The following is a 23,850-nucleotide window of genomic DNA, read 5'->3' as shown; positions in this document are numbered from 1 at the left end:
CTAATAGCTTCAATAGAAATTTCATGCAAGCTGTACTTCTTTATGACAAGTTAACATTATATAATGTACGTACAACGACAAGTGTTAATATTACCTAATTAAAGGTAAACAAATGATTGAAAATACCTTCAACACTTAATCAATATTCATCTTGTACGTACAACTCATTACATCCCCATTTTACCCGTAACTCGTGAAGAATTCAAGTAAATAATTAAAAGCTTTTAACCCATAAGATGTATTGTGTTGGGCAAATGTTGTACAATATAAGCTAAATGACTTTTAGACTGAAATGAAGGATGGATTAAAGATGTATGTAGCACACGATTGGAAAGATTATGAATTATTGGACACTGGTGATGGAGACAAGCTTGAACGTTGGGGCGATGTCATCTTGCGGAGACCTGATCAACTCATTATTTGGCCTTTAAAAAATGAAACTGACGCATGGCGCAAAGCTCATGGCCATTATAAGCGTAACGCTGTGGGTGGCGGTCAATGGGATATGAAGAAGCCTATTCCTGAACGTTGGAGTATCTCTTATGATAAGTTGAAATTCCATATAAAACCAACAAATTTCAAACATACTGGACTATTTCCAGAACAAGCTATGAATTGGCGCTGGATGATGGATAAAATCGTGGGTGCTGACCGTCCTATCAAAGTGCTGAACCTGTTCGCTTACACTGGCGGAGCTACCGTTGCAGCAGCATATGCAGGTGCAGAAGTGGTGCATGTCGATGCATCCAAAGCTACGGTGCAGTGGGCCAAAGAGAATTTACAGCTTTCCGGTCTTGCTGACCGTCCTGTGCGCTTCATCACAGATGATGTATTTAAATTTGTGCAACGCGAACAACGTCGTGGCAATAAATACGATGCCATTATTATGGACCCTCCTTCCTATGGTCGTGGACCTAGCGGAGAAATGTGGAAGCTAGAATCCAGCTTGTATCCTTTCTTGGAGAGCTGTATGGAGCTTATGTCAGACAAGCCGCTCTTTATGCTCATTAATTCGTATACAACAGGTATTTCACCAACGGTACTGAGCAATATGCTAACGATGACCCTATCTCAGAAATATGGTGGAAACATATCATCCGGTGAGATTGGTTTACCTATTACTTCTTCAGGACTGACACTACCTTGTGGTATTTTAGGTCGCTGGGAGGCTTAAGTCTTCGCGTCATGAAAAAGCACCCCTTAGAATATAATTAGCTTCCCCTGGTGGGAGCCAATAACTATTCTAGGGGGTGCTTTTTTGCTCATCGAACATTCACTAGATAGTATCTATTGTCACTAGGAACATTGGCTGCAATTCAGTGTTCTGGCAAGCGAATTTATCATTATTTACTTAACGTACTTCCTCTGTGTAGACTTTTCCATTGACAGTTTCGATCGCCACATGATCACCCTTTTGCAGAACAAAATTAAGGAATTTACGTGAAATCTCTAAACCATTCAATTTCATTGTCTTCACATTCTCCAACTCCCAACCAAACTCATCATACAGATCCATGTCAAAAATGACGTCGTTTAACGTTTGCACGGTATCACCCTTCTGTTCGATCATGTTAGAAATCCTATATAACTCCTACTTCTTAAACTATCGTCATGCCTGAAGAAGAGTAGTATTAGTTACTATTCGAATACCTTTTCAGTTCCCATCTCCGATCATAATGACCATTGCTCAGCTTAACGTCAAGCCAACCTTCGTTAATTCCTTGATCGATGTAATTCTCAATGAATACATGACCCGTTTCCGTTCTAAATAACCTTGTTTCTTTTGGTTCCAATAGGATTGGCTGCAATTTAATGTCGGGTAAAGCTTCACCGGATGCTATATGAACCCTAGGAATCTCGAGCAAAGGTTGAACTTTAACGGTTGAGTTATTTTTGTTAATAAGCCTTAATTGACAGTGAGCCTTAAACTCCCCTTGTTCCAGTGTGTAAAAACATCTAGACTCATTCAGATCCACATCTACCGCATAGATACCAGAAGCCAAGTAACGTTCATAGCTCGTTGTAAGCCAGTTAGGTACCGTCGCTAAGAGGGTTAACAAAATGACAACGATTATGGTCCGCCCACGCTCAAGTGCATGATTAGCAGTAAACAATAAAATGATGAATAGTGCAAGAATGAATATGTTCGCATACTGAAATCCATTACCGTAACTTTGGGAAGTTACCGGCAGACCTATTGCTGTAAAGATACGTTCAATGATCGATGAAGAATCTGGAAATCGAAAGCTAAGTGTCATGATAAGTAGAAAAAGAACGACTGAAATGATCAACGAACGTCTACTATAAACCAATGGTGGCTTAGGAGCTTCTGGATTAACATACATGGGTTCACGAGCGGTACGGTTTCTATTATTCTTAAACATAAGAAAAAATCCCCCTTTTCCCAACCCTTTCTTATATAACGTTTCTATGACTGAAAAGTTACACCTAACAAGTAAAAACGGCAAGCCTTCTTTTTTCAAAGACGGCACTTTTCAGCGGAAATATAAGGAATAGAGTGTCAAGAATCAATTTCATAATTACTCAAATCGATTTAGATGCATCTGCGATTATGAAATTGATTCAAGTGAAACTTAACCTTTCTTATATTTTGAAAAATGGACTATTCATTCTCCCTCTTGTTAAGCTCTACTCAGCATAACTAGTTAAGAATGAATGTCCATACTATGAGTAAATGATAAGTTGAATTTATTTCAATTCAGGTAAAATTTCTATCCTCTCTACCTTATCTGGATCTTCAATATTATACATCCAGATGTACACCTCAGCATCGCTTCCCTTAAAGTCCTTATATACATCAATGGATTTGTTCTTACCATCACCAGCGAAATTAACAGTCACTGGCTTACCATAATTCCTCTTTCCATCTACTATTCTATAGGTCTGATTGATGCCTCCAAATTTCCGATCTGGACTTTCACTTTCCACGTAAAGATTACCGTCCTTTGTGTAATACGTCCAATTCACCGCGTATCCGTCCACTTTAGTCACTGTGGATTTCCTGTAATCTCCAATATTTTTCAGTAGAATTGGATCTGTTCCACCATCATGTGAAAGAACTTTATGTTTCTGTACCCATGTTACAGTAGTATCCTCCGTAATCCTCACCTGAGAAGGCAATTCGAAACGGAACGACGTTTCATTATCCACATGATCGTTATCGTGCCAGGCGTCTCCGTCAAGCCGTGTACCATTTACATCCAGAAAATATTGCGAATAGGGAAGACGTAAGTATTTACCATTATGACTCATCTTGATTCTGACTTGTGTCGGAGTAACCACCATTTCCTTTAGCGCCGCACCGTCTGAGCCATAATTCAGTGGTATATTGATATTTCGTTTGAAAGTACCTGTTAACATTTGAGTTTTATCCAGCACTAGATCGAAATCCCATTGTTTGATTAATCGTTGTTCCTCGCGGGTGTAATTCAATTGATATGTTAAAGCTTCCTTCTTCAAATCACTCTGACGATAAAATTGCTGGCTCACATACTCATCTTGTTCCCCAGGAGTACCGTACACTCCATCCCCTAGATCATATATTGTTTGATCGCCATTCTTTACTTCGATCCATGGATATGCCCAAGCCTTCACTTCAGGTTGATTGTACGTAACAGCTGAAGAAATCACTGATGTATTCTTGTCTTGCACGAATGATTCAACGCTAACCTTTTCTATTCCATCCTGCTTGATATCAAACGATTGTATGCTATCATCAAGTGGATTATACAGAATATCTCGCTCTACACTTGAAAGAAATTGTAAATCACTCGCTATAAACTGCACTCTAGCTTCTTCCCGATCAGGCGTCCATTCTGTTTCGAAATAACCTGTAAACCGCTTATTCTGTTCATCCCATTGTTGGCTACTATATTGTCCTTCAATTACTACTCCCTGCTCATCTTGTAAAGTCATATTAGAGAATTTCCATAACTTATTGGGATGATCCCCCAAATCTAAACTATACAAAATAACCGTCCGGTTATCATCCACAATGGCCGTGTGCAGCGTCAATATAACCCCATCATGTGTTACTGACTTCTCAATAACTTGACCTAGACCTTGCTTCAATGCTGACTGAATGCCACTTCTACTTGACAGAATTTCGTTCCACTCAACATGTAGCGCGGCATATACAGGAGTTGCTAGAATGAGAACAACTACAGACGTAGTAATGACAGCTTTGCGAAATGTATACCTACTCCGTAGTTGTGTTGTAGTTACTGCATCAACATCAGAATGGTATCTGTCATTCTGTATACTACCCCACATGCCATCGAAGTCAGGATACTTTAGATCTTTATCATCGTTTAAGTGATGCAAGAGTATCTTCTCTACGTTTTCCATCTACCTTCTCCTCCTTAAAGTCTTCATAACCATTCTCTATTAATACTTTTCTCATCATTCTCATGCCTTTATGCAGCCTTGATTTAACTGTACCTAAAGGGATCTGCAATATTTCTGATATCTCAGTCAAACTGAAATCATTCACATATCTTAGAGATACCGCTACCCGAATCTTATACGGAAGTTGGCTCATAAACCCGCTCCATTCCTCGGCTGTTTCACGTTCCTCTATGACCGAATCAACAGTTTTCCATAAAGATTCACGTGAGAACCGTTGATTCATTTGCTCCTTCATTCTCAAACTACGACTTCTCTTCAAATGATTCAGGCACTGATTAACAGTGACTCTTATTAACCAAGTGTTGATATATTCGATTCGCCGCCAATCCTGCCTAAATACAGTAATAAATACATCGTGGCACACATCTTCTGCATCCGAGGCATTATGTAGCATGTAATAACAGGTCTTGTATACATCTTTGTTGTATTTTTGAAACAATTCATGATCTGTCAAATGTCTCCCTCCCTTTCAAGTTAGATATATATCATAAACAAATAAGCACAGAAAAAGGTTCATTCTATAAGATAACAAAAGCTGACTCCCATCAGCTAAAATTTCAAAGAAATGAGTAATAATTCATCAGAAAATAGCAGAAAATTATTACTTTCTACCTGCATGTTATGACAACGTTTTCAATAGTGAGATGGTATATTTGATCTGCACTTAGGCGAACTAAGTGTATAAACGGAGGGATTAATATGGGAGATTTAGAAAACGAAATCGTGATTGAAGATGAAGTAGTAGATGAAGTAGAAGCGTCTGAATTAAATGATCCAATTGCAGACGCTAGGGATGAAATAGCAGCAGCTGAGGAAGAAGAGGAAGAAGCTGAAGAGGCGGATGCTGATGAGGCTGAAGATGAAGAGGATGACGAAGAAGAAACAGAAGAAGAGGAATCCCTCTAAATTATATTGCTATTATAACTCCCTTCTCCTTGAACAAACATACGATACACAACCAACCTGTTCATTTATGAACAGGTTTTCATTTATGCTTTTATTCATTTTTTCATTTATTCATCTACTAGTTCCATTCCCTTTGTCTCTTTACCCAAGAAGAGTACCGCAGAAGCTCCTATGAGAATGACTACGAAGAACATCATAAAGATAACATTGATGCCAATGCCTCTAGAAACTAACAAACCTACTAGCAATGGTGCAATAACTCCTCCTACACGCCCCATAGCCGTGGCAAAACCAACTCCTGTTGTTCGAACTTTAGTAGGATATAGCTCTGGACTATAGGCGTACAATCCACCCCAAGCTCCCAGGTTAAAGAAGGATAAGAAAATACCGGACGTTATCAACATCCCTACAGACGTTGAATATCCGAACCATGCTGCACTAAGAGCCGTCATCACTAAATATGTCACTAGCACGAATTTGCGTCCATATTTCTCAATGAAATATGCGGCTGTGAAATACCCAGGTAATTGGGCTAAGGTCATAATTAGGACATATTCAAAACTCTTCACTAAACTAAACCCTTTCATAGTCATAACCGTAGGCAACCATAAGAACATGCCATAATAAGAAAATACAACGGTGAACCATAAGATCCACAACATAATCGTTGACCGCCGATACTCAATCGACCATACCTGTGCAACTTTCTCACGAACAGAAGCTTTCCGTATACCCTTTTGTTTCATAAATCGTGGTGGATCTTCAATCGCACGTCGTAGATAAAGCGCGTAAAATGCTGGAATAGCTCCAATGACGAACGCAGACTGCCAACCATATTTAGGAATAATAAAGTATGCAATGAGTGCAGCACAGATCCAACCTACCGCCCAGAAACTCTCTAGAAGCACTACAGCTCGTCCGCGGTCTTTGGCAGGCATCGATTCAGATACGAGTGTTGATGCTACGGGTAACTCTCCTCCGAGTCCAATACCCGATATAAATCGTAATAAACATAGAACACCGAAACCTGTAGCAAGGGCAGATAACCCACTTGCTATAGAAAATATTAATAAGGTCCACAATAAAATAGCCTTACGTCCATAACGATCTGCCATGACTCCCGCCATAGCAGCGCCAAGAACCATACCTAGGGAGCTTATACTTGTAAGAAAACCAACCTGACCCGCCGATAGGGTCCATTCCTCTCTAAGAACCGCAACGATAAATGAAATGATACCCACATCCATTGCGTCGAAAAGCCAGCTTAAACCCACTCCGAATAATAGCTTTCGTTGTTTGGGATGACGTAGTAGTTCCATCTTGCTCATAGTAATACTCCCTTTTCTGCACTGAGTTCATATTTCCCCAAGGATCATAGGAATCATCCTCTGTCGTAATCCTTATTCATGGGGTGGCTGTTATTTTGCCTAGAAGATAGATCAGTAACTGTTGATTATGCGATGAAATACGGTTTAACACCGTTGAAAGAAAAGCATTGCGAATTTGCATTCCGCGCTCTGCTTCCTGTTTTCCTTTATCCGAAATGTTCACCCAGACGATCCGTCGATCATGACTGTCTCTCTCTCGCTGTAGCAGTCCATTCTTCTCCATCCGGTCTATAAGCATGGTTACAGCCGCCGGGCTAGTCGTTAAATAAGGGATTAGATCTGAAGGCTTCATCGTGCCACGCTCCACAATGACTTCAAGAACAATAAGTTGAGATTCCGTTAGTACAGGTGCTAGCTCGCTCTCCATGTGCAATTTGTAATCTTTGCTCAGTTTGGACCATAATTTCGCGAAATCAGAAGTTTGCAACTGTATTCCTGCCTTTCTCCCACTCTATTTGATTGATAACAGTATTAGTTCATAACATTAATTTTCGCGATTTTTGTTCCATTTCCTTCCTACATCTCAAAAATACTTATGTCCTAGTCAATATAATCCTGTTTCACAAATAAGGCACCCTTGCTGAGAACCAGCCGGATGCCCTGCTATATCAACGAAAATATAATTAAGGTTACAACATAAATAAATCTGAAATGCTATCATTTTTTTCAAGATGAACTAATTGTTTACCTACAGATTTACGATCTGAGATAGGTGATTGTTCAGAAGAGAAGGTGTACGTACTTCCTACTAAACTAACCGCAATAATCTGTATGGCATCCTTACAATAGAATGCTCCTACTAAGTGGCTACCATTAGGACGAACTCGCTTACCTTCTTTGAATTCGAATGTTACTACACCCTTGCCACCACGACTCTGGGGAATATAATCGACTAGAAGTGAACGTTTGCCATAGCCAAGATCACTTAACGTTAGAATCTCACCTTCATCGTCTTTGACCCATAGTGCGGAAACAATTTCATCACCCTCACGTAACTGAATGCCTCGAACACCTGCGGACACCCGGCCCATTGGTTTTACTTCTTGTTCAGGGAAACGAATACTCATTCCTTCTTTACTGATCAGTAGGATGTCTTTACTACCATCGCTAATGTTCACAGAGAGTATTTCATCCCCTTCATTCACTTTACATGCCGCAACAGCACCAGACCTAGTCGTCGTATATTCCTTCAATTCGGTACGTTTCACTTGACCTTTTCTCGTCACGAATACGAGGCTCTTATCAGATTCCTCGATGTTAGATATCGGAATTACACCAATGATGACATCTTCCTTGGATAAGTGAATGACGTTAACGATGGCCGTCCCTGCATCCTTCCACTTAAACTCCGGAATTTGGTGAACAGGCAATAAGAAGTACTGTCCTTTTTGTGTGAAGACGAGTAGTTTCTCAAGGGTATTGATCTCAAGTACCCTCTTGATGTAATCGCCATCCTTAACACCCGAAGTCTCCCTCTCGCCACCAGATCGTGTAAATGACTGCATACTGGTACGCTTAATATAGCCATCTTTGGATAAAGTCACGAGAACATCTTCGCTATTCACCATGACTTCAAGGTTAACTTTGATCTCTTCAACTTCACCCTGAATAGCGGATCTACGATCAATGCCGTATTTCTCTCTGATCTCCATCAATTCTTTGCGAATGAGGGCAACAAGCTTCTTGTCACTCTCAATAATTGCACGTAGATTCGTAACCTTCTTATGAATCTCATCCATTTCTTTTTGCAATGTTGTAATTTCCAAGTTGGTAATCCGATAAAGCTGCAAAGTAAGAATGGAATCTGCTTGACGCTCTGTAAAGCCAAACATCCACTGTAAATTGTTCTGAGCATCCTGACGGTTCTTTGAAGCCTTAATTGCTGCTATGACTTCATCCAGAATGTTAAGAGCCTTTACAAGCCCTTCTAAGACATGTAAGCGATCTTCCGCCTTGTTTAAATCATACTGAGTTCTACGCGTCACTACTTCACGTTGATGGGCAATATAGGCCTCTAATATGGGTTTAAGCCCTAGCTGTTGAGGAGCTTTGTTTACAATAGCAACCATATTAAAGTTATACGTAATTTGTAAGTCTGTTTTTTTGAGCAAATATGCCAAAATCCCTTGCGCATCGGCATCCTTCTTAAGTTCCACTACAATACGTAAACCTTCTCGTCCACTCTCATCACGAACTTCGGCAATACCCTCTACCTTTTTCTCTAGACGGATATTCTCCATAGCTGTTACAAGTCGTGATTTAACAATCTGAAAAGGAATTTCTGTAATCACAATTTGCTGTTTACCACCACGCATAAATTCGATATCTGTCTTCGATCTTAAATAGATCCGACCTTTACCTGTACGATAGGCATCCATTATGCCTTCTCCACCCATAATGAGTCCACCGATCGGGAAATCAGGTCCTTTAATAAAAGTCATGAGCTCTTCCAGTTCAATCTCTGGTTTTTGCATAACCGCTATACAGGCATCAATGACTTCACGCAAGTTATGCGGAGGGATTTCTGTAGCAAATCCAGCAGAAATTCCACTTGCACCGTTTACGAGTAGATTCGGATAACGAGAAGGAAGAACGACAGGCTCTTGTGTTGTACTATCGAAATTATCCTTGAATTGAACGGTTCCTTTCTCGATATCACGTAACAATTCTAAAGCGATCGGAGACAAACGAGCCTCCGTATAACGCATCGCTGCAGCTGGATCATCATCGATAGATCCCCAGTTACCGTGACCATCAATAAGGCAATGCCCCATCTTCCAAGGTTGTGCCATCCGGACCATACCGTCATAAATAGATGAGTCTCCATGAGGGTGATAATTACCCATGACATCACCGACTGCCTTTGCCGATTTGCGGTAAGGCTTATCTGGTAAGTTGCCAGAGTCATACATCGAGTACAGAATACGCCGTTGTACAGGCTTCAGACCATCTCTAACGTCTGGAATTGCGCGATCTTGAATAATATATTTAGAGTACCGGCCAAAGCGATCGCCCACGACCTCTTCTAAATATGCCGGTAGATACTCTTCTGATAAGCTCACAAATTCACCTTCTATTCCACAACATCAGTAAAGTCCACGTTATCTATAATCCATCGTTTGCGGGGATCAACTTTGTCACCCATTAATGTCGAGACACGTCGCTCAGCCTTAGCTGCATCTACGATCTGCACTTTAAGTAACGTCCTCGATTCAGGATTCATTGTTGTCTCCCATAATTGCTCAGGATTCATCTCACCGAGTCCTTTATAACGTTGTAATTCAAATTTATCTCCGAATTCTTTCAAATAATTTTGTAGCTCTTCATCACTCCAAGCATAACGCATCGTCTCAAGTTTACCTGATTTACGTGTTATCTTGTACAGTGGAGGCTGAGCAATGAACACCCGACCAGCATCGATAAGCGGCTTCATATAGCGATAAAAGAATGTCAGTAACAGCACTTGAATATGTGCCCCATCTGTATCCGCATCCGTCATAATAATAACTTTAGAATAATTGCTATCTTCCACTTCGAAATCCGTTCCAATCCCTGCTCCAATAGCAGAGACGATAGCGCGATATTCTTCATTCTTCAGGACTTCTGCAAGTTTAGCTTTTTCGGGATTTAGCGGTTTACCTTTTAGAGGCAAAATAGCTTGAATCTTCGAATCACGACCCTGTTTAGCCGACCCACCAGCAGAATCTCCTTCCACGATGAAAAGCTCAGTGCGCGTGACGTCTTTAGACTGTGCTGGCGTAAGTTTACCATTCAGGTTAGAACTTTCACTCCGCTTCTTCCCGGTTCGCATATCATCACGAGCTTTACGTGCAGCTTCTCGCGCTTTCGATGCTTGGACCGATTTCTTAATGAGCGTCTGTGCCACCTGAGGATTCTCTTCTAAGAAAATTTGCATATTCTCCGAGACGATTGCATCCACCGTACTACGTGCAGATGCACTGCCTAGCTGATCTTTCGTCTGACCCACAAATTCGACATCAGACATTTTAACACTGATGACGGTCATCATACCTTCACGTAAGTCACTACCTTCGAGATTCTTGTCCTTCTCTTTGAGTAGGTTTGTTTTGCGTGCATAATCATTCATAACACGAGTGTAAGCTGTTTTAAAGCCTGTCTCATGCGTACCTCCACCCCGTGTTGGAATAGAGTTAACAAAGGACGCCAGCGTCTCTGTGTACCCTGCATTATACTGAAGGGCTACTTCAACCTCTACATCATCTTTTTCCGCATTGAAATGAATAACATCATGCAGTACATCTTTACCTTCATTGAGAAACTCTACGAATTGACTTGCGCCACCCTCGTAGAGGAATTCGTCTTGCTTATCAGAACGATTATCTTTAAGTGTAATTCGCAGACCTGAGTTCAAAAATGCGAGTTCCTGCAAACGTTCTGAAAGTGTCTCATAATTGAACACAATTCCGGTTTGAAACACGCGAATGTCAGGCTTAAATGTAATCTTTGATCCAGTCTTGTTGGTATTCCCTAGTTGTTCAAGTCCACCCACAGGTTCTCCAACATGCTCTATCCCTTTTTTATCCACCCAATATTCGAAACGTTGGCGGTGAATTTTACCTTCACGATAAATTTCAACCTCCAGCCATTCAGACAATGCATTCGTAACGGAGGCACCGACACCATGAAGACCCCCTGATTTCTTATAACCCGAACCACCAAATTTACCTCCTGCATGCAGGATTGTAAATACAACCTGTGGTGTTGGTATACCTGTTTTATGCATTCCTGTTGGAATTCCGCGACCATTATCTTGAACAGTCACTGATCCATCCTTGTGTAACGTTATATCAATTCTCGTGCAGTATTTGGCAAGATGTTCGTCCACGGCATTATCCACGATTTCCCATAACAGATGATGAAGTCCCGATGCACTCGTACTGCCAATATACATTCCTGGCCGTTTGCGTACTGCAACCAGACCTTCGAGCACTTGAATGTCGTCTACGTCATAACCAGTTTGGTCAGTAACACCGCCCTTAGATGACTGTGCAGACAAATCGATTTCCTCGACCATTCATGCTCCCCCTTTGTAACACTTTATGTAGAATAAAGAACATCCAAATACAAACAGATGTTTTGTTATCCTTGTCCATTTTAATTCAAGATATCCCTTTTCGTAAAGACGGTGAATGAAATAATGATGGAAGCGACCGCCCAAATACCTAGTACCATCAAGGAAAAATTAAGATTCATTCCTTCAATTGGAGCCGGAGTTCCAGATAAATAATCCGTAAGTTGTAAGTTTACCATAAAAAAGTACTTAGCGCTGGTCCATGAAGCGGCCATATTCGTGAGAATACTGCCTGCTATGAGCGCTGCCATCATTACAACAATACTGGCAGCAGTACTCTTAACCAATACCGATACCATGAAAGCAAGCATGGCCACAGTCACACTAACGAACCAGATCAACCCACATTGCATCACGATATAGAGCCACTGGGGCACGGCATGTACAGCGGACATATCTACGTCAGTGCCTTGAATCTGAAAGCCTGTAAACACCGGAACATTGAATCCCTTATATCCAAAAAATAATCCCGATACTAGATAAGTAATTATAAAAGTTGACAGCACAATTAAGGATACGAACATTAATAGCGTGATTAGTTTACTCAAGAGTACTTTCCATCTTTTCACCGGTCTTGTCAACAGCATCTTAATCGTGCCCGTGGTTCGCTCACCTGATACAATATCCGATGCAACCGCCATGATGAGTAAAGGAATAAATAAAGAAATCGAATTATTCATGAATTCTCTGGTAAATGTTACCCCATTAGGTTCTTTAGGATTCACATCATTATCTAAATAATATTGTAGTTGTTGCACAAAAATAAGTCTGTATTTCTTCCACTCTTCCGGAACACGACTACTGCCTAGAGAGTTCTCATTATCTGTAATTTGCTGCTGTATTTCTAATCTCCAGTCTCCGTTATAGTTTTTACGGCTATGCTCAGACGAACGCATTTGTGCATAAGTAAACATGGGGACCAGGATAAGCAAGATAAGTAAAATCACATAGAAACGCTTTTTCTTAATGATTTTGATGCACTCGTTCTGAATTAAAGGTAGCACCCTACTCAATGTTTTCACCTTCTGTCATTTTTAAGAATAGTTGCTCTAGTGTTGGATTAATCTTATTCACACCTGTCACCTGAACACCAGCAGATACTAATTTCGTGATAATTCCAGGAATAACCTCTTCACCGTTCTGAGTGACAATCGCCCCTGGGGCCATGCCCGCAATAATGGCATCGTCTAATAAGAGATCAACCTCTTCAACGACTTCAACACCGTCATATCGAGACAGAATGTCTATCCCAAGGTTTGCCGGCTCTAAGTCCCAGATCACATACTCTGCATTTTGGGATACCAATTCCTCCACATCACCTACGGCTAGTACACGTCCTTGACTGATTATTGCTACGCGATCACATAACAACTGAATTTCACTGAGTAAGTGACTCGATACGAGAACAGCTAACCCTTCCTCAGCTAGTTGCCGAATGAATACACGAAGTTCTTTGATTCCTTTAGGATCAAGTCCATTCGTTGGCTCGTCTAGTATTAGTAGCTTAGGTCGTCCAAGAAGCGCTTGCGCAATACCCAGGCGTTGTCGCATACCGAGTGAATACGTGCGGACTTTATCATGAATACGTTGGTCTAGTCTTACAATATCCACAACCTCTTGAATCCGGTCAGCATCCACACCCTGCTGCATCCGAGCAAAATGTTCTAAATTCTCCCATCCTGTTAAATAGGTATATACCTCTGGATTCTCAACTATAGAGCCTACATACTGCAACGCCTTTTCTTGATCCCGATTCACATCATGACCACATACTTTAATCAGTCCACTAGTCGGTTTAATTAAATCTACCAACATTCGAATCGTTGTGGTCTTTCCCGCTCCATTAGGCCCTAAGAATCCAAATATTTCTCCCTGTCTTACATCGAAAGTAATATCCTTAATAATCCATTTTCTTCCTATTTTCTTCTTCACATTCTCCACAGAAAGAATGATTTCATCCGCTCTAGTGATCATCGATTAGTCCGCTCCCTTCTCTTATCTTCTAACGAATACCTTGGACAATTCGATCTGCAATCTGTTGGTACCCTTCACCATTCGGATGGAAATGGTCACTAGCCAAATATAATTGTAAGTTATGTGTAAACAAATCGAAGGTCGGTACCAGCGTCATCTTCTCATATTTATTTATCAATGTTTGTGCTGAATTGTTCCAAGTTGCCACGGCATCATTACCTGCAATTTGTAGATCCTTCATATCTCCGAATGGGTTATATAACCCAATATAGATGATATAGGCATCTGGATTAATCTCCCTTAGCCTTTCTAGAATGCTCTTCAATTGACTCGAAGCTTGGGGCAATGCTGCCAAAAGTTGCTCAGGCGTAATTTCTGCTTGTCCTTCATTGGTAGTTGTTCCCACTGAATCGCTTGATTCACCACTACTGTCAGGTAACAGCTGCGATCCCTTAAATAAATCATTTGCCCCAATGGATAGCAGAATAATATCAGATCGTTTCAAGGCATACTGAGTGCCCTTTTCTTCTAACTTAGGCAACAGGCGAGCAGTCGTCAGACCGTTAATTCCCAAATTATTTAACAATGTCACTTTTTTACCTGTTATTGTAGTTAAACCTTCTATGCTTCTCCTAACAAACCCACTTCCTGTATTATCTCCTGTTCCTTTTGCTAAAGAATCACCCATCGCAGTTATCATAATTTCTTGCTTATCCTCTAAATTACCCTTCACAACCGCTTGAGGTTGTGACGATGGTTCGACAGCTTCTGTACTTGCTTGTGGCATATTCACATCACGGATGGCATAAATAAATCCAAAAATCAGTAATATGGTTGCCACAATGGAGACCGTACTCACAATACGCCATATCCATTTCGATGAGTTCAATCTTATCCCCCCACGATCTTTGTATTATCTTACTTTGTATTATCTTATGTAGTTTATTCATAAGAACCTAATCTTCATATGTACCATAACATAAACCTTCTACGATGTATTTTGCAAATCAGAGCACCTCAATGCCACTCTCAGAACAATTTTCGTCTATTTTGTGAACGAGCTGGTGTTTTAGTTGGTTATGTAGTAATATATATTTTGTTGATTGTTACGGGTTATTAGCTCAGCTGGTAGAGCATCCGACTCTTAATCGGCAGGTCGTAGGTTCGACCCCTACATAACCCATCATCGGTTTCAACTAAAAAGAAGCAAGGTTAGCATGCTAACCTTGCTTCTTTTTATGTTTTGTATGAGGTTACATTCTTATTTATTATCACATTATTTTCACTATCATCTGAAAACATATAAATGGCTCCGTCATCCACGAAAGGACGACGGAGCCGTTTAGTTTATATGGATATAGTGTAGGTATAGGGTCGATTAATTCCCGATAAATTCTTGAACCCAATAGCCATTATGAAAACCTACTCCAATTTGAGTAAAGTTGGCGCTCATAATGTTTTCGCGGTGGCCTGTACTGTTCATCCATGCTTTCATCACTTCAGCTGGAGTCTTCTGCCCTTGTGCAATGTTCTCACCAGCGTAGCTGTATGAGACACCATACTGCTTCATCATATCAAAAGGAGAACCATAAGTAGGTGAGTTATGATCAAAGTAATTGTTATTACTCATATCTTTTGCCTTATCCAACGCTACTGTAATTAAACCTGCATGAATCGTTAGCGGCTTCAACCCAGACTTAGCTCTTTCTTCATTCACTAAAGTAACCACTTGTGTAGCCACACTTGACTGATCATTCACAGCTGTATTGTTATCCGCTACTGGCGTCGTTGTGACTGGCTTTGTTGTTTCTGGCTTTTCAACCGTTTCTGGCTTGGTTGTCACTGGTTTCGTTGTGACTGGCTTTTCAACCGTTTCTGGCTTGGTTGTCACTGGTTTCGCTGTGACTGGCTTTTTAGCCGTTTCTGGCTTGGTTGTCACTGGTTTCGTTGTGACTGGCTTTTTAGCCGTTTCTGGCTTAGATACGGTTGGAATGGTGATGATTTGTGTATTCCATGTAAATTCGCTTCCGTTATTTTTAAGGAACTGATCCAAATAAGCTTTACAGTTCTTAAAATTAAGATCTTCCGCTTTCGTTGCAGACGCTGATCCTGGAAGGATTAAGCTTATAGACATAGCGGTTGCAAAGGCTCCACTCACCATCGTTTTTAGCAAGGTATTTTTCATCATTACATCCCCTTTTCGTTGTTTGTACCCAACTGATTCGGTTACATTTTTGTCATCTCTCGACAAATATTGTAACATGTCTGACATTACTTTTGTTCCCACAGATATTGGTAAGAGACTTAGGTGTCTATTAAAAGGGAAGATTTCAATACTAAATAGTTCTGAGTGCATCCACGACAAATAGAGCTAATCCCTCAGGTCTATATGACCTTCTAAGACAGCCCACTGTAGTCGAACTTATTAACACCTATTGTTTCGCGTCATCCATATTGTCCCTTGTAATCTTCTTATACTTAATCCATACGTATTGATTATCTGTAATTTCGGCACCTAAGTTGTCATTCGTAGGCGTTTCCCCATTGGCTAACAGGGATGCAAGTATAACTGAAGCTTTACCTTGATAATTCCCATCGTTAAACACCGTTCCAAGCATTGTTCCATCCCGGAGTGCTTCCAATGCATCTGCATTTGCATCTACACCTACAACCGGCATATATTTGTCTCCTTTGAAGTAACCCGCAGCTTTCAGCGCTTCAATCGCACCCAATGCCATATCGTCATTGTTGGCTAGGACTGCCTCAATGTTGTCTCCATGTGTTTCAAGGAATAGAGCCATCTTCTCTTGTCCCTTCTCCCGAACCCACATGGCTGTGTCTTCAGCTACCTTCTCCACCTTAATTCCGGCTGCTTCAATACCTTCTATTGAAGACTTTGTTCGTTGCTCAGCATCTTGATGTCCTGGCTCCCCTTTTAACATGACATATTGGAGAACGCCATCCCCGTTCTTATCTGCTTCAGGATGACTTTTCCAATAATCAGAGATGATCTCACCCGACATTGTGCCTGATTCTTCGGCTCTAGCCCCTACATAGTAAACCTTATCCCATTTCTTCATATCTTCAGCAAGCGGTTCCCGATTGAGGAATACAACCGGCGTATTAGCTGTTTTAGCCTTATCAATAATGACACCCGCCGCAGTCCGATCTACTGGATTAATTAAAAGTGCGTCTACTTGCTTAGTTATAAATAAATCGATCTTATCGTTTTGTGTAAGTTGGGAGTTCTTACTATCTATTATGTCTACCTTTGCTCTGCCCTCTGCATTGGTTTTGATGGAATTTCGTACACCCTTCATAAACGTATCTTCAAGTTTATAGATGGCTACGCCAATATGAGGCAACTTGTTGTCTCCCCCACTTTCTGTATCTTTCGAATTTGAACACCCTATAACAATAGAACTCAGAAGTACAGTTGCTAATAGAGCTGAGGTACTTGTTTTGATTGCTTTTTTCATAAGTGTCATAACCTCCCTTTACTTGTAGTCAGTCATATCTCTGTAGCTATTCTTTAATTATGTCGGAATGATACACAGATTCGAATATAAAATCCTCCTGTTTTATATAAACATTCTCATAAAATACCGCTAGGAACAATCTTCCTAACGGTTCGTTATGCCCTCTTATTATGAGAGTCACTACTTTACAAAAGGAAACAACTGTTTTTGGTTGTCTGGCCACAGCATATTATCTAGATCGATTAACTTAGAACCCGTATCCACACGTTCTGGTCCATCTATCCCTTCGATCGCTTCAACCGCATTCTGAACAGCTAAATAGCCATTGCTAAAAGGATTCTGAATGACCATCGCCTGCACAACGCCCTCTTGTAGCATCTCAATCACGGCGGGCGGACTATCGAAGGTAATTAGCTTCACCTGACGATCTAGTCCCAGGTTCTGTACTTCTTGGGCTACACCGACCGATGCTACTTCGTTCAAAGCGAGAATCCCCCGAAGGTCAGGATTCTCTTGCAACATCGTACGCGTCAGTTCTGCTGCTAGTTGCTCGTCCGAGCCACAATATACAATATCTACAAGTCGAACATTGGGGTAACGTGCAATATAGTCTTTCAGACCTTCTGCTCGTTCATCTGCGTTTTTGGCTCCTTCAACGAAACTAACTACACCCACAGCGCCTTTTTCACCTATAAGTTCTATCAGCCGCTTAGCGCCTTTCTGCCCAGCCTCATAATTATTTGTTCCTACATATGTCGTAATCCTAGCGGAAGCGACTTCAGAATCCATCGAGACGACTGGAATTTTATGCAAAGCTGCGCGATCTGTGACTTGAGCAAGCTTCATATAATCACTAGCTGCCAATATAATGGCGTCTACCCTCCGAGATATTGAATCATCCATCATCTTAATTTGTCCTTTGATATCCTTTTCACTTTCAGGACCGACGAATTTCAACTCCACATTAAACTCCTTTGCCGCAACTTCTGCTCCCATCTTAACCGTGTTCCAATAGTAGCCTTTATTCATTTTCACTATCATGTCTATATGTCTGACGTTATTTGTCTGGCGTAACCTTGATGATGAATCTGAACAAGAAACCGTAATGAGCGCTAGTATCGCCAAGATCAACATCATTCTTCTCATGGATATCGACATCAACCGATCCCTCTTTCCACACTCTCTTAATTATCCCTCTGTAGAGGAATAGTAATAGTAACGGTTGTTCCTTCCTCCAATTCACTTTGAAAGGTCAACCCATATGACATACCGTAATACAGTTGAATTCGCTCATGGACATTGTTCACTCCCACGCCAGAGCCATTAGCACTTTTAACCCCACCCTTTAATAATTGCTCCATCACTTGTGGACTCATCCCCAGTCCATCGTCCATGATTTGAATCACAACATCCGTACCCACAACCCTAACGGTAATAAGAATATTCCCCTCATCTTGCATATACTCAATGCCGTGATAGATCGCATTCTCTACAATCGGCTGAATGATAAGCTTTAACGTAGTACATTTCAGTGCTTCATCTTCCGCCTCTATCTTATAATTGAATTTCGTTTTATATCTGATTTTTTGAATAACTAAGTAGTTTCGGGCATGCTCCAACTCTTCTTCTACAGTAATGATGTTGTTACCTTTACTAAGACTAATTCGAAAAAACTTCGATAACGATGTAATTGCTGTTACCACATCCTCATTCTTGCCGCGCTCCACCATCCGAATGACAGAATTCAAGGTATTATATAAAAAATGGGGGTTTATTTGTGCCTGTAACACATCTAGTTCACTCTTACGCTTCGCTTCTTGCTCATAAATGCTCTCTCCCACAAGATGCCGGATACGATGCAACATGAAATTGAAACGCTTAGACAATTGTTCTACCTCATAAGCACCCTTAACATCAATAGGTGTATTGAAGTCACCTTGAGAAACCATTTTCACGGATTTTTCTAACCTACGAATAGGTTTGGATATAATAGCAGATACAAAAATAGCAATAAGCAAAACAACAATAATGACGATGCATAAGAACCAGAATACAAATTGATTCATATCTCTCTTCGTCGTTACAATCTCATCTGGATAAGCCACACCCACGATCTTCCAACCAATGGGCTCTACAGTTCTTATTGTAATGTAACGATCTTCTTCAGTAGAAGTATCCATATAACTCCCATACGCATACTCAAATACAGGTTCTAAATTCTCATATTTAAGTCCTGCATAAATCAGTTGTTGCTGTGGATGATAGACGATACTACCTAACTTATCGATAATATAGGCGTACCCTTTTTTACCAAGAATAACTTTACTACTCAGCTCATCCATCGTACGAAAATTAACATCTACTAGTAGAATACCTTTTTTGAGATTTCCTTCATCTCTATATTCGATCATTCGACTCAATGAAATCACCCATTTATACTGACCTTTATATAAGTTCTGTATATGGGGCTGAGAGAAGGAAATCTCCTCAGGCTGCTTTAAAGCGGACTGAAACCAACTCTGCTCCGTCAACTGTGTATTTCGACGCATATTAGCAGCTGGAATATCAAGTACTAATCCTCCATTTGGAGCAAAGAGAGCTATAGATACTAGATCTTCACGAGTTCGAATAAGTGTTGATAATTGCTCACGTAATATTGAATTATTGATGGTATCACTCTGCTTGATCTGCACTTCTGCTACCTCATAAATATCCTGCATACCTTTGACATATAACTCTAGATGAGAGTTAACCTGTTCGATAATTTGTTGAATATTAAGATAGGCGTTCTCCTCAGCTGATTTCGCGAACTTATTATAGAGCAGTAAACTAACCAGAAGTACGACAGCAACCGTAATCATGGTAAACGACAGCATAATAATAAATTGTATACTTCTGACATTGAAGAAGAGGGGTACTTTAGGTAATCGAGTACGTTTAAATCGTTGAGAACCTTTATATTCGATTTTCACCCCATGCTACCCCCTCATCCGAGTTATTTCTATACTCCTTAGGAGAGATACCAAATTTCTTACGGAAACAGAAGCTGAAATAATTGGGGTCTGCGAAACCCACCTTTTCGGCAATTTCGAAAGCTTTCATATCTGTAGAACGTAGCAGCACTTTAGCAGTTTCCATTCGGTGATGCATCAGATAGTTCACAAAGGTCATTTTCACTTCTTTTTTGAAAATACTACTGAAATACCCGGTGCTAATATGTAGATGGTTACACACTTTATTAATAGAAATATCGCTTTCATGATAATGAAGAAGAATATATTCTTTTGCTGATTCAACCAACTGATTGTAACTAGACTGACGACCTGCAAAGATGGTGTTCATCAGCTTCACACTTAACACCGTGATCCACATCTTTACTTCATTTAAATTATTGAATTTGTAGATTTCCGCGAAGGGAAGTTCATTCGATCCAAATATTTGCTCAAGCTCCACGTTAAATTCCTTAGCCACTTTCATGATTGAGGTTAGTATTTCTAGAACATAGACTTGATAGTCCTTCACAGAGAGTTGCTCAAGTTCAAGGCATTCAAATAAACTACCGACCGTATCACTAACTTCCTGAGCAGTGCCCAGTTTAATGGAACGTACTAACATTTGCTGCTTTATTTCATCGTAGTCTAGAGCGTCCTGACGGTATTCATCCTTCCTTAATTCCACATCGTCAATCCAGATCACTCGATTATTTCCGAGCATAAGTCGATAGTCCAGAGCCTGTATCGCTTCACGGTAACCCTGATGCACCCCTTCAAGGGAATGAATCAGTGAACTGACCCCGATCGTAACGGTCAATTTCAAATATTTCTGAACACTTTGCTTAATTTCTTCTAAAATTTCTAATGTCCTTTGTGGAGATGGGTCGGACTGTGTATCCGGAAGCATGGCTAGCATGACTACGTCATCTTGATGCAGGAAAACTTTACCCCACTGATATCTCTGAACCATTTCTTCTGCTATGTTAAGTACTGCAAATAATTGCAACTGACGATCTTCTGTCACTTCGAGAGAACCTTGAGTAAGCGAAGTTTCGTCACCATTATAGGCTTCATATTCTAAATGTCTATAATCCACTCTGATCACTGAGGCCATATAAGCAGTAGCCGCAAGATTCATGCCATAACTAACACTTTTCTCGCGAATTTCAGCTGAAGGAACTTGACGAGAAATTAGAGACGATAGAAATAGCTCTCGTAGAACAGGCAGACTTTTGCGATAATGCTGAATCAGATTCTGTAGATTTTCTTTATCCGCGGTTTCTTCATCCAACTGTTGCTTCACTTTTAACAGAATGTCTATGAGCTCACGAGCGGAAAAGGGCTTTAGCACATACTCATCGATCTGCAACTTAATCGCCTTCTGCGCATACTCGAACTCATCATACCCTGTTAAAATAATGATTTTTGTGTTCGGATATTTATTTTTAATCCAGTCACTCAGTTCAAGTCCGTTCATGAAGGGCATATGAATATCGGTAACGACTACATCGGGTAGATACTTCTCGATTAGATCAATCGCTTCCCGCCCATTCTCTGCTTTATCAACGACTTGAAATCCATGCTCTTCCCATGGAATTTCCTCTAGTAACCCTTCCCTCACATCTGATTCATCATCCACCAAAATAAGCTTATACATTATACATTCATCCCTTATTCCTATTGTAAACGCTTCTATTAGTTCCTCGGTATTGTATATCAAACCTTTTTATTTGTAAATATGATTCAATTTACCATATATAGTTACTCAACTATAGCATTCCATAGCAACAAGTTACAGGGTCATTGCCCTTAATGGGACGGTAACCCTTCTGATAGAAATATAATAAATGATAGTTGAAGCTCCTGCTTACTTTTATTCATTTAAAAGAACCCACCCCGGTACCCGGGATGGGTTCAAGAAACAGTTCTTACTTCAGTTTCTTACTGAAGCGATAGCCTGTCTTAGCAAAGCCTATATGTTCATAAAAAGCATGTGCGGGCGCACGTTCAACACGATTGCCACTCTTCAGGAATAGATTCGAACTCCCTTGATTCTTAGCCCAATCCTCTGCACTAAGAATCAATCTTTTGCCAATACCTTGTCCTTGATGTTCCCCAGACACAATGACTGCAGTAATCTGTGTATTATTCTCGGTACGCTCATATGCAACAACTTTATGCAAATGAATCATACCCACCACTTGCTCGTCAACCTCAGCAATCAAAGTACAATAGAGAGGACTTGATTCCATCTCTTCCATCCGTTCTCTCATCACACTTAGCGTTGTCGGATAGTTTAATTGACGCATCAAATGTGTAATAACTTCAAGATCGTCCCACCGAAAATTACGAATACACAGTACAGGAGTTGACAATTGACTAATCATGATCATATACCTCCACTTTTAAAAGGCTAGCAGCTTGTTTAGCTATCTTGCGAGCAGTCTCAACATCAGCAGCACTACTTAATGCAACAGCCATTCTACGACCTGGCTTAGTGTCTGGTTTACCAAACACTCTTACCTGAGTACGAGGAAGTGAAAGGGCCTCAGCCAAGCCACTCACCCCAAAATAAGAAGTCGAACCTTCGGCTTTCAATGTCGCTGATGCACCAGGTGTAAGCAAATGTACATGGTCAATCGGTAGTCCAAGGATAGCCCTAACATGAAGGGAAAATTCAGATAAATCTTGTGTAATCATGGTGACCATACCCGTGTCATGAGGTCGAGGTGATACCTCACTGAACAGAATCCCCTTAGAAGTTACGAACAGCTCAACGCCAAATAATCCGTATCCCCCAAGTTCGTCTGTGACAGCTTTGGCAATCTCCTGTGACTCTTTCAACTGAGCTTCGCTCATCGCATGCGGTTGCCACGACTCCACATAATCGCCATCCCTTTGGATATGGCCGATCGGTGGGCAGAAGAGCGTACCCGATACTGATCGTACTGTTAGCAGTGTAATTTCACTGTCAAATTGAACAAAGGATTCAATAATAACGCGAGTACTCTTAGCACGTCCACCTTCAAGAGCTGATGTCCAGCAAGCTTCCGCGTCCTCCTTGGTTCGACAGACACTTTGTCCTTTACCCGAGGAACTCATAATGGGCTTCACAACACACGGTGTTCCTAATTCAGATACCGCCACTTTCAGTTCATCTAGACTGTCGGCAAATCGATAAGTTGCTGTTGGAATACCTAATGTCTCCGCCGCTAAGCGACGAATGCCCTCTCGATCCATCGTCAGAGAAGTAGCTCTAGCCGTAGGAACGACGTGATAACCTTCCTTCTCTAACTCCAATAAGGCATGTGTTGCGATAGCTTCAATCTCAGGCACAATTACGTCTGGTTTTTCCTGACGAATAACTAATTTCAAAGCTTCTGCATCCAACATATCGATCACGTGAGACCTATGAGCAACCTGCATAGCTGGCGCGTCTTTATAGCGATCCACAGCAATGGTCTCTACACCCAAACGTTGGGCTTCAAGAACCACTTCTTTTCCCAATTCTCCACTACCTAGCAGTAGCATTTTTTTGGAATAAAAAGAAAAAGGAGCACCCCACACCA

20 protein-coding genes and 1 tRNA gene are annotated in these 23,850 nt (G+C 40.8%); 3 read left to right on the top strand and 18 right to left on the bottom strand.

The features are described 5' to 3' along the window. Positions 1-310 precede the first annotated feature (310 nt). The gene (locus J2T13_RS12370; protein ID WP_429371624.1) at positions 311-1,174 is read left to right on the top strand and encodes a class I SAM-dependent methyltransferase; all 864 of its coding nucleotides are present in this window, start codon (positions 311-313) and stop codon (positions 1,172-1,174) included. A 177-nt stretch (positions 1,175-1,351) separates the two neighbouring features. On the opposite strand, the gene J2T13_RS12365 is transcribed toward J2T13_RS12370, so the two are convergent. The 4 genes from J2T13_RS12365 to J2T13_RS12350 all read right to left on the bottom strand — a co-directional run bounded on the left by J2T13_RS12365 (position 1,352) and on the right by J2T13_RS12350 (position 4,882). Further along, the gene (locus tag J2T13_RS12365) at positions 1,352-1,570 is read right to left on the bottom strand and encodes a hypothetical protein (protein WP_429371622.1); all 219 of its coding nucleotides are present in this window, start codon (positions 1,568-1,570) and stop codon (positions 1,352-1,354) included. 61 nt (positions 1,571-1,631) lie between these two features. After that, on the bottom strand, positions 1,632-2,384 hold the full coding sequence (locus tag J2T13_RS12360; protein WP_429371620.1) for a hypothetical protein: 753 nt from the start codon (positions 2,382-2,384) through the stop codon (positions 1,632-1,634). Positions 2,385-2,709: 325 nt separating this feature from the next. Then, positions 2,710-4,368 (bottom strand): DUF4179 domain-containing protein, encoded by a 1,659-nt coding sequence (locus J2T13_RS12355; RefSeq protein WP_429371619.1) that lies wholly within the window; start codon positions 4,366-4,368, stop codon positions 2,710-2,712. Beyond that, positions 4,325-4,882, bottom strand: coding sequence for an RNA polymerase sigma factor (locus J2T13_RS12350; RefSeq protein ID WP_429371617.1), 558 nt, complete (start codon positions 4,880-4,882; stop codon positions 4,325-4,327). The genes J2T13_RS12355 and J2T13_RS12350 overlap by 44 nt, the downstream gene beginning before the upstream one ends. Positions 4,883-5,127: 245 nt before the next feature. Between J2T13_RS12350 and J2T13_RS12345 the strand changes: the two genes are divergently transcribed. Further along, complete coding sequence (locus J2T13_RS12345) at positions 5,128-5,334, top strand: hypothetical protein (protein WP_429371615.1); 207 nt, start codon at positions 5,128-5,130, stop codon at positions 5,332-5,334. Positions 5,335-5,441: 107 nt separating this feature from the next. Here the strand turns inward: J2T13_RS12345 and J2T13_RS12340 are convergent, their stop codons facing one another. The 7 genes from J2T13_RS12340 to J2T13_RS12310 form a co-directional block, all read right to left on the bottom strand. Next, a complete protein-coding gene (locus J2T13_RS12340; protein WP_429371613.1) occupies positions 5,442-6,662 on the bottom strand; it encodes an MFS transporter in 1,221 nt (406 codons plus the stop codon). A gap of 76 nt (positions 6,663-6,738) precedes the next feature. Next, positions 6,739-7,149, bottom strand: coding sequence for a MarR family winged helix-turn-helix transcriptional regulator (locus J2T13_RS12335; protein ID WP_429371611.1), 411 nt, complete (start codon positions 7,147-7,149; stop codon positions 6,739-6,741). A gap of 202 nt (positions 7,150-7,351) precedes the next feature. Then, entirely contained in the window at positions 7,352-9,784 is a 2,433-nt protein-coding gene (gene parC, locus J2T13_RS12330) for a DNA topoisomerase IV subunit A (protein WP_429371609.1), read from the bottom strand. 11 nt (positions 9,785-9,795) lie between these two features. Further along, complete coding sequence (gene parE, locus J2T13_RS12325) at positions 9,796-11,778, bottom strand: DNA topoisomerase IV subunit B (protein ID WP_429371607.1); 1,983 nt, start codon at positions 11,776-11,778, stop codon at positions 9,796-9,798. An 80-nt stretch (positions 11,779-11,858) separates the two neighbouring features. After that, positions 11,859-12,848 (bottom strand): ABC transporter permease, encoded by a 990-nt coding sequence (locus J2T13_RS12320; RefSeq protein WP_429371605.1) that lies wholly within the window; start codon positions 12,846-12,848, stop codon positions 11,859-11,861. After that, on the bottom strand, positions 12,841-13,809 hold the full coding sequence (locus J2T13_RS12315; RefSeq protein ID WP_429371603.1) for an ABC transporter ATP-binding protein: 969 nt from the start codon (positions 13,807-13,809) through the stop codon (positions 12,841-12,843). Before J2T13_RS12315 ends, J2T13_RS12320 begins: the two co-directional genes overlap by 8 nt. A gap of 28 nt (positions 13,810-13,837) precedes the next feature. Beyond that, a complete protein-coding gene (locus J2T13_RS12310) occupies positions 13,838-14,698 on the bottom strand; it encodes a GDSL-type esterase/lipase family protein (RefSeq protein WP_429371602.1) in 861 nt (286 codons plus the stop codon). Positions 14,699-14,919: 221 nt separating this feature from the next. Between J2T13_RS12310 and J2T13_RS12305 the strand changes: the two genes are divergently transcribed. Next, a tRNA-Lys gene (locus J2T13_RS12305) sits at positions 14,920-14,992 on the top strand. 195 nt (positions 14,993-15,187) lie between these two features. Here the strand turns inward: J2T13_RS12305 and J2T13_RS12300 are convergent. The 7 genes from J2T13_RS12300 to purT form a co-directional block, all read right to left on the bottom strand. Then, complete coding sequence (locus tag J2T13_RS12300; RefSeq protein WP_429371783.1) at positions 15,188-15,994, bottom strand: CAP domain-containing protein; 807 nt, start codon at positions 15,992-15,994, stop codon at positions 15,188-15,190. A gap of 247 nt (positions 15,995-16,241) precedes the next feature. Continuing rightward, positions 16,242-17,288, bottom strand: coding sequence for a galactose ABC transporter substrate-binding protein (locus tag J2T13_RS12295; RefSeq protein ID WP_429371600.1), 1,047 nt, complete (start codon positions 17,286-17,288; stop codon positions 16,242-16,244). 180 nt (positions 17,289-17,468) lie between these two features. Continuing rightward, complete coding sequence (locus J2T13_RS12290) at positions 17,469-18,446, bottom strand: substrate-binding domain-containing protein (protein ID WP_429371598.1); 978 nt, start codon at positions 18,444-18,446, stop codon at positions 17,469-17,471. 26 nt (positions 18,447-18,472) lie between these two features. After that, a complete protein-coding gene (locus tag J2T13_RS12285) occupies positions 18,473-20,164 on the bottom strand; it encodes a histidine kinase (RefSeq protein WP_429371781.1) in 1,692 nt (563 codons plus the stop codon). Positions 20,165-20,243: 79 nt separating this feature from the next. Continuing rightward, a complete protein-coding gene (locus J2T13_RS12280) occupies positions 20,244-21,938 on the bottom strand; it encodes a response regulator (protein ID WP_429371596.1) in 1,695 nt (564 codons plus the stop codon). 271 nt (positions 21,939-22,209) lie between these two features. After that, positions 22,210-22,668 (bottom strand): GNAT family N-acetyltransferase, encoded by a 459-nt coding sequence (locus tag J2T13_RS12275; RefSeq protein ID WP_429371594.1) that lies wholly within the window; start codon positions 22,666-22,668, stop codon positions 22,210-22,212. Continuing rightward, the gene (purT, locus tag J2T13_RS12270; protein ID WP_429371779.1) at positions 22,661-23,848 is read right to left on the bottom strand and encodes a formate-dependent phosphoribosylglycinamide formyltransferase; all 1,188 of its coding nucleotides are present in this window, start codon (positions 23,846-23,848) and stop codon (positions 22,661-22,663) included. The genes J2T13_RS12275 and purT overlap by 8 nt, the downstream gene beginning before the upstream one ends. Positions 23,849-23,850: the final 2 nt, after the last annotated feature.

Origin of the sequence: Paenibacillus sp. DS2015 (assembly GCF_050433705.1) — a bacterium.
Classification (GTDB): domain Bacteria; phylum Bacillota; class Bacilli; order Paenibacillales; family Paenibacillaceae; genus Paenibacillus_AQ.
Note: the sequence above shows the minus strand (reverse complement) of the source record. Positions and strands in the feature narration are given on the sequence as shown.

Excerpts from the sequence above, each read along its gene's own strand:
- J2T13_RS12370 (WP_429371624.1), top strand. The coding sequence starts at position 311 with ATGTATGTAGCACACGATTGGAAAGATTATGAATTATTGGACACTGGT.
- J2T13_RS12365 (WP_429371622.1), bottom strand. The coding sequence starts at position 1,570 with ATGATCGAACAGAAGGGTGATACCGTGCAAACGTTAAACGACGTCATT.
- J2T13_RS12360 (WP_429371620.1), bottom strand. The coding sequence starts at position 2,384 with ATGTTTAAGAATAATAGAAACCGTACCGCTCGTGAACCCATGTATGTT.
- J2T13_RS12355 (WP_429371619.1), bottom strand. The coding sequence starts at position 4,368 with ATGGAAAACGTAGAGAAGATACTCTTGCATCACTTAAACGATGATAAA.
- J2T13_RS12345 (WP_429371615.1), top strand. The coding sequence starts at position 5,128 with ATGGGAGATTTAGAAAACGAAATCGTGATTGAAGATGAAGTAGTAGAT.
- J2T13_RS12340 (WP_429371613.1), bottom strand. The coding sequence starts at position 6,662 with ATGAGCAAGATGGAACTACTACGTCATCCCAAACAACGAAAGCTATTA.
- parE (WP_429371607.1), bottom strand. The coding sequence starts at position 11,778 with ATGGTCGAGGAAATCGATTTGTCTGCACAGTCATCTAAGGGCGGTGTT.
- J2T13_RS12315 (WP_429371603.1), bottom strand. The coding sequence starts at position 13,809 with ATGATCACTAGAGCGGATGAAATCATTCTTTCTGTGGAGAATGTGAAG.
- J2T13_RS12300 (WP_429371783.1), bottom strand. The coding sequence starts at position 15,994 with ATGAAAAATACCTTGCTAAAAACGATGGTGAGTGGAGCCTTTGCAACC.
- J2T13_RS12295 (WP_429371600.1), bottom strand. The coding sequence starts at position 17,288 with ATGAAAAAAGCAATCAAAACAAGTACCTCAGCTCTATTAGCAACTGTA.
- J2T13_RS12290 (WP_429371598.1), bottom strand. The coding sequence starts at position 18,446 with ATGTCGATATCCATGAGAAGAATGATGTTGATCTTGGCGATACTAGCG.
- J2T13_RS12285 (WP_429371781.1), bottom strand. The coding sequence starts at position 20,164 with ATGCTGTCGTTTACCATGATTACGGTTGCTGTCGTACTTCTGGTTAGT.
- J2T13_RS12280 (WP_429371596.1), bottom strand. The coding sequence starts at position 21,938 with ATGTATAAGCTTATTTTGGTGGATGATGAATCAGATGTGAGGGAAGGG.
- J2T13_RS12275 (WP_429371594.1), bottom strand. The coding sequence starts at position 22,668 with ATGATTAGTCAATTGTCAACTCCTGTACTGTGTATTCGTAATTTTCGG.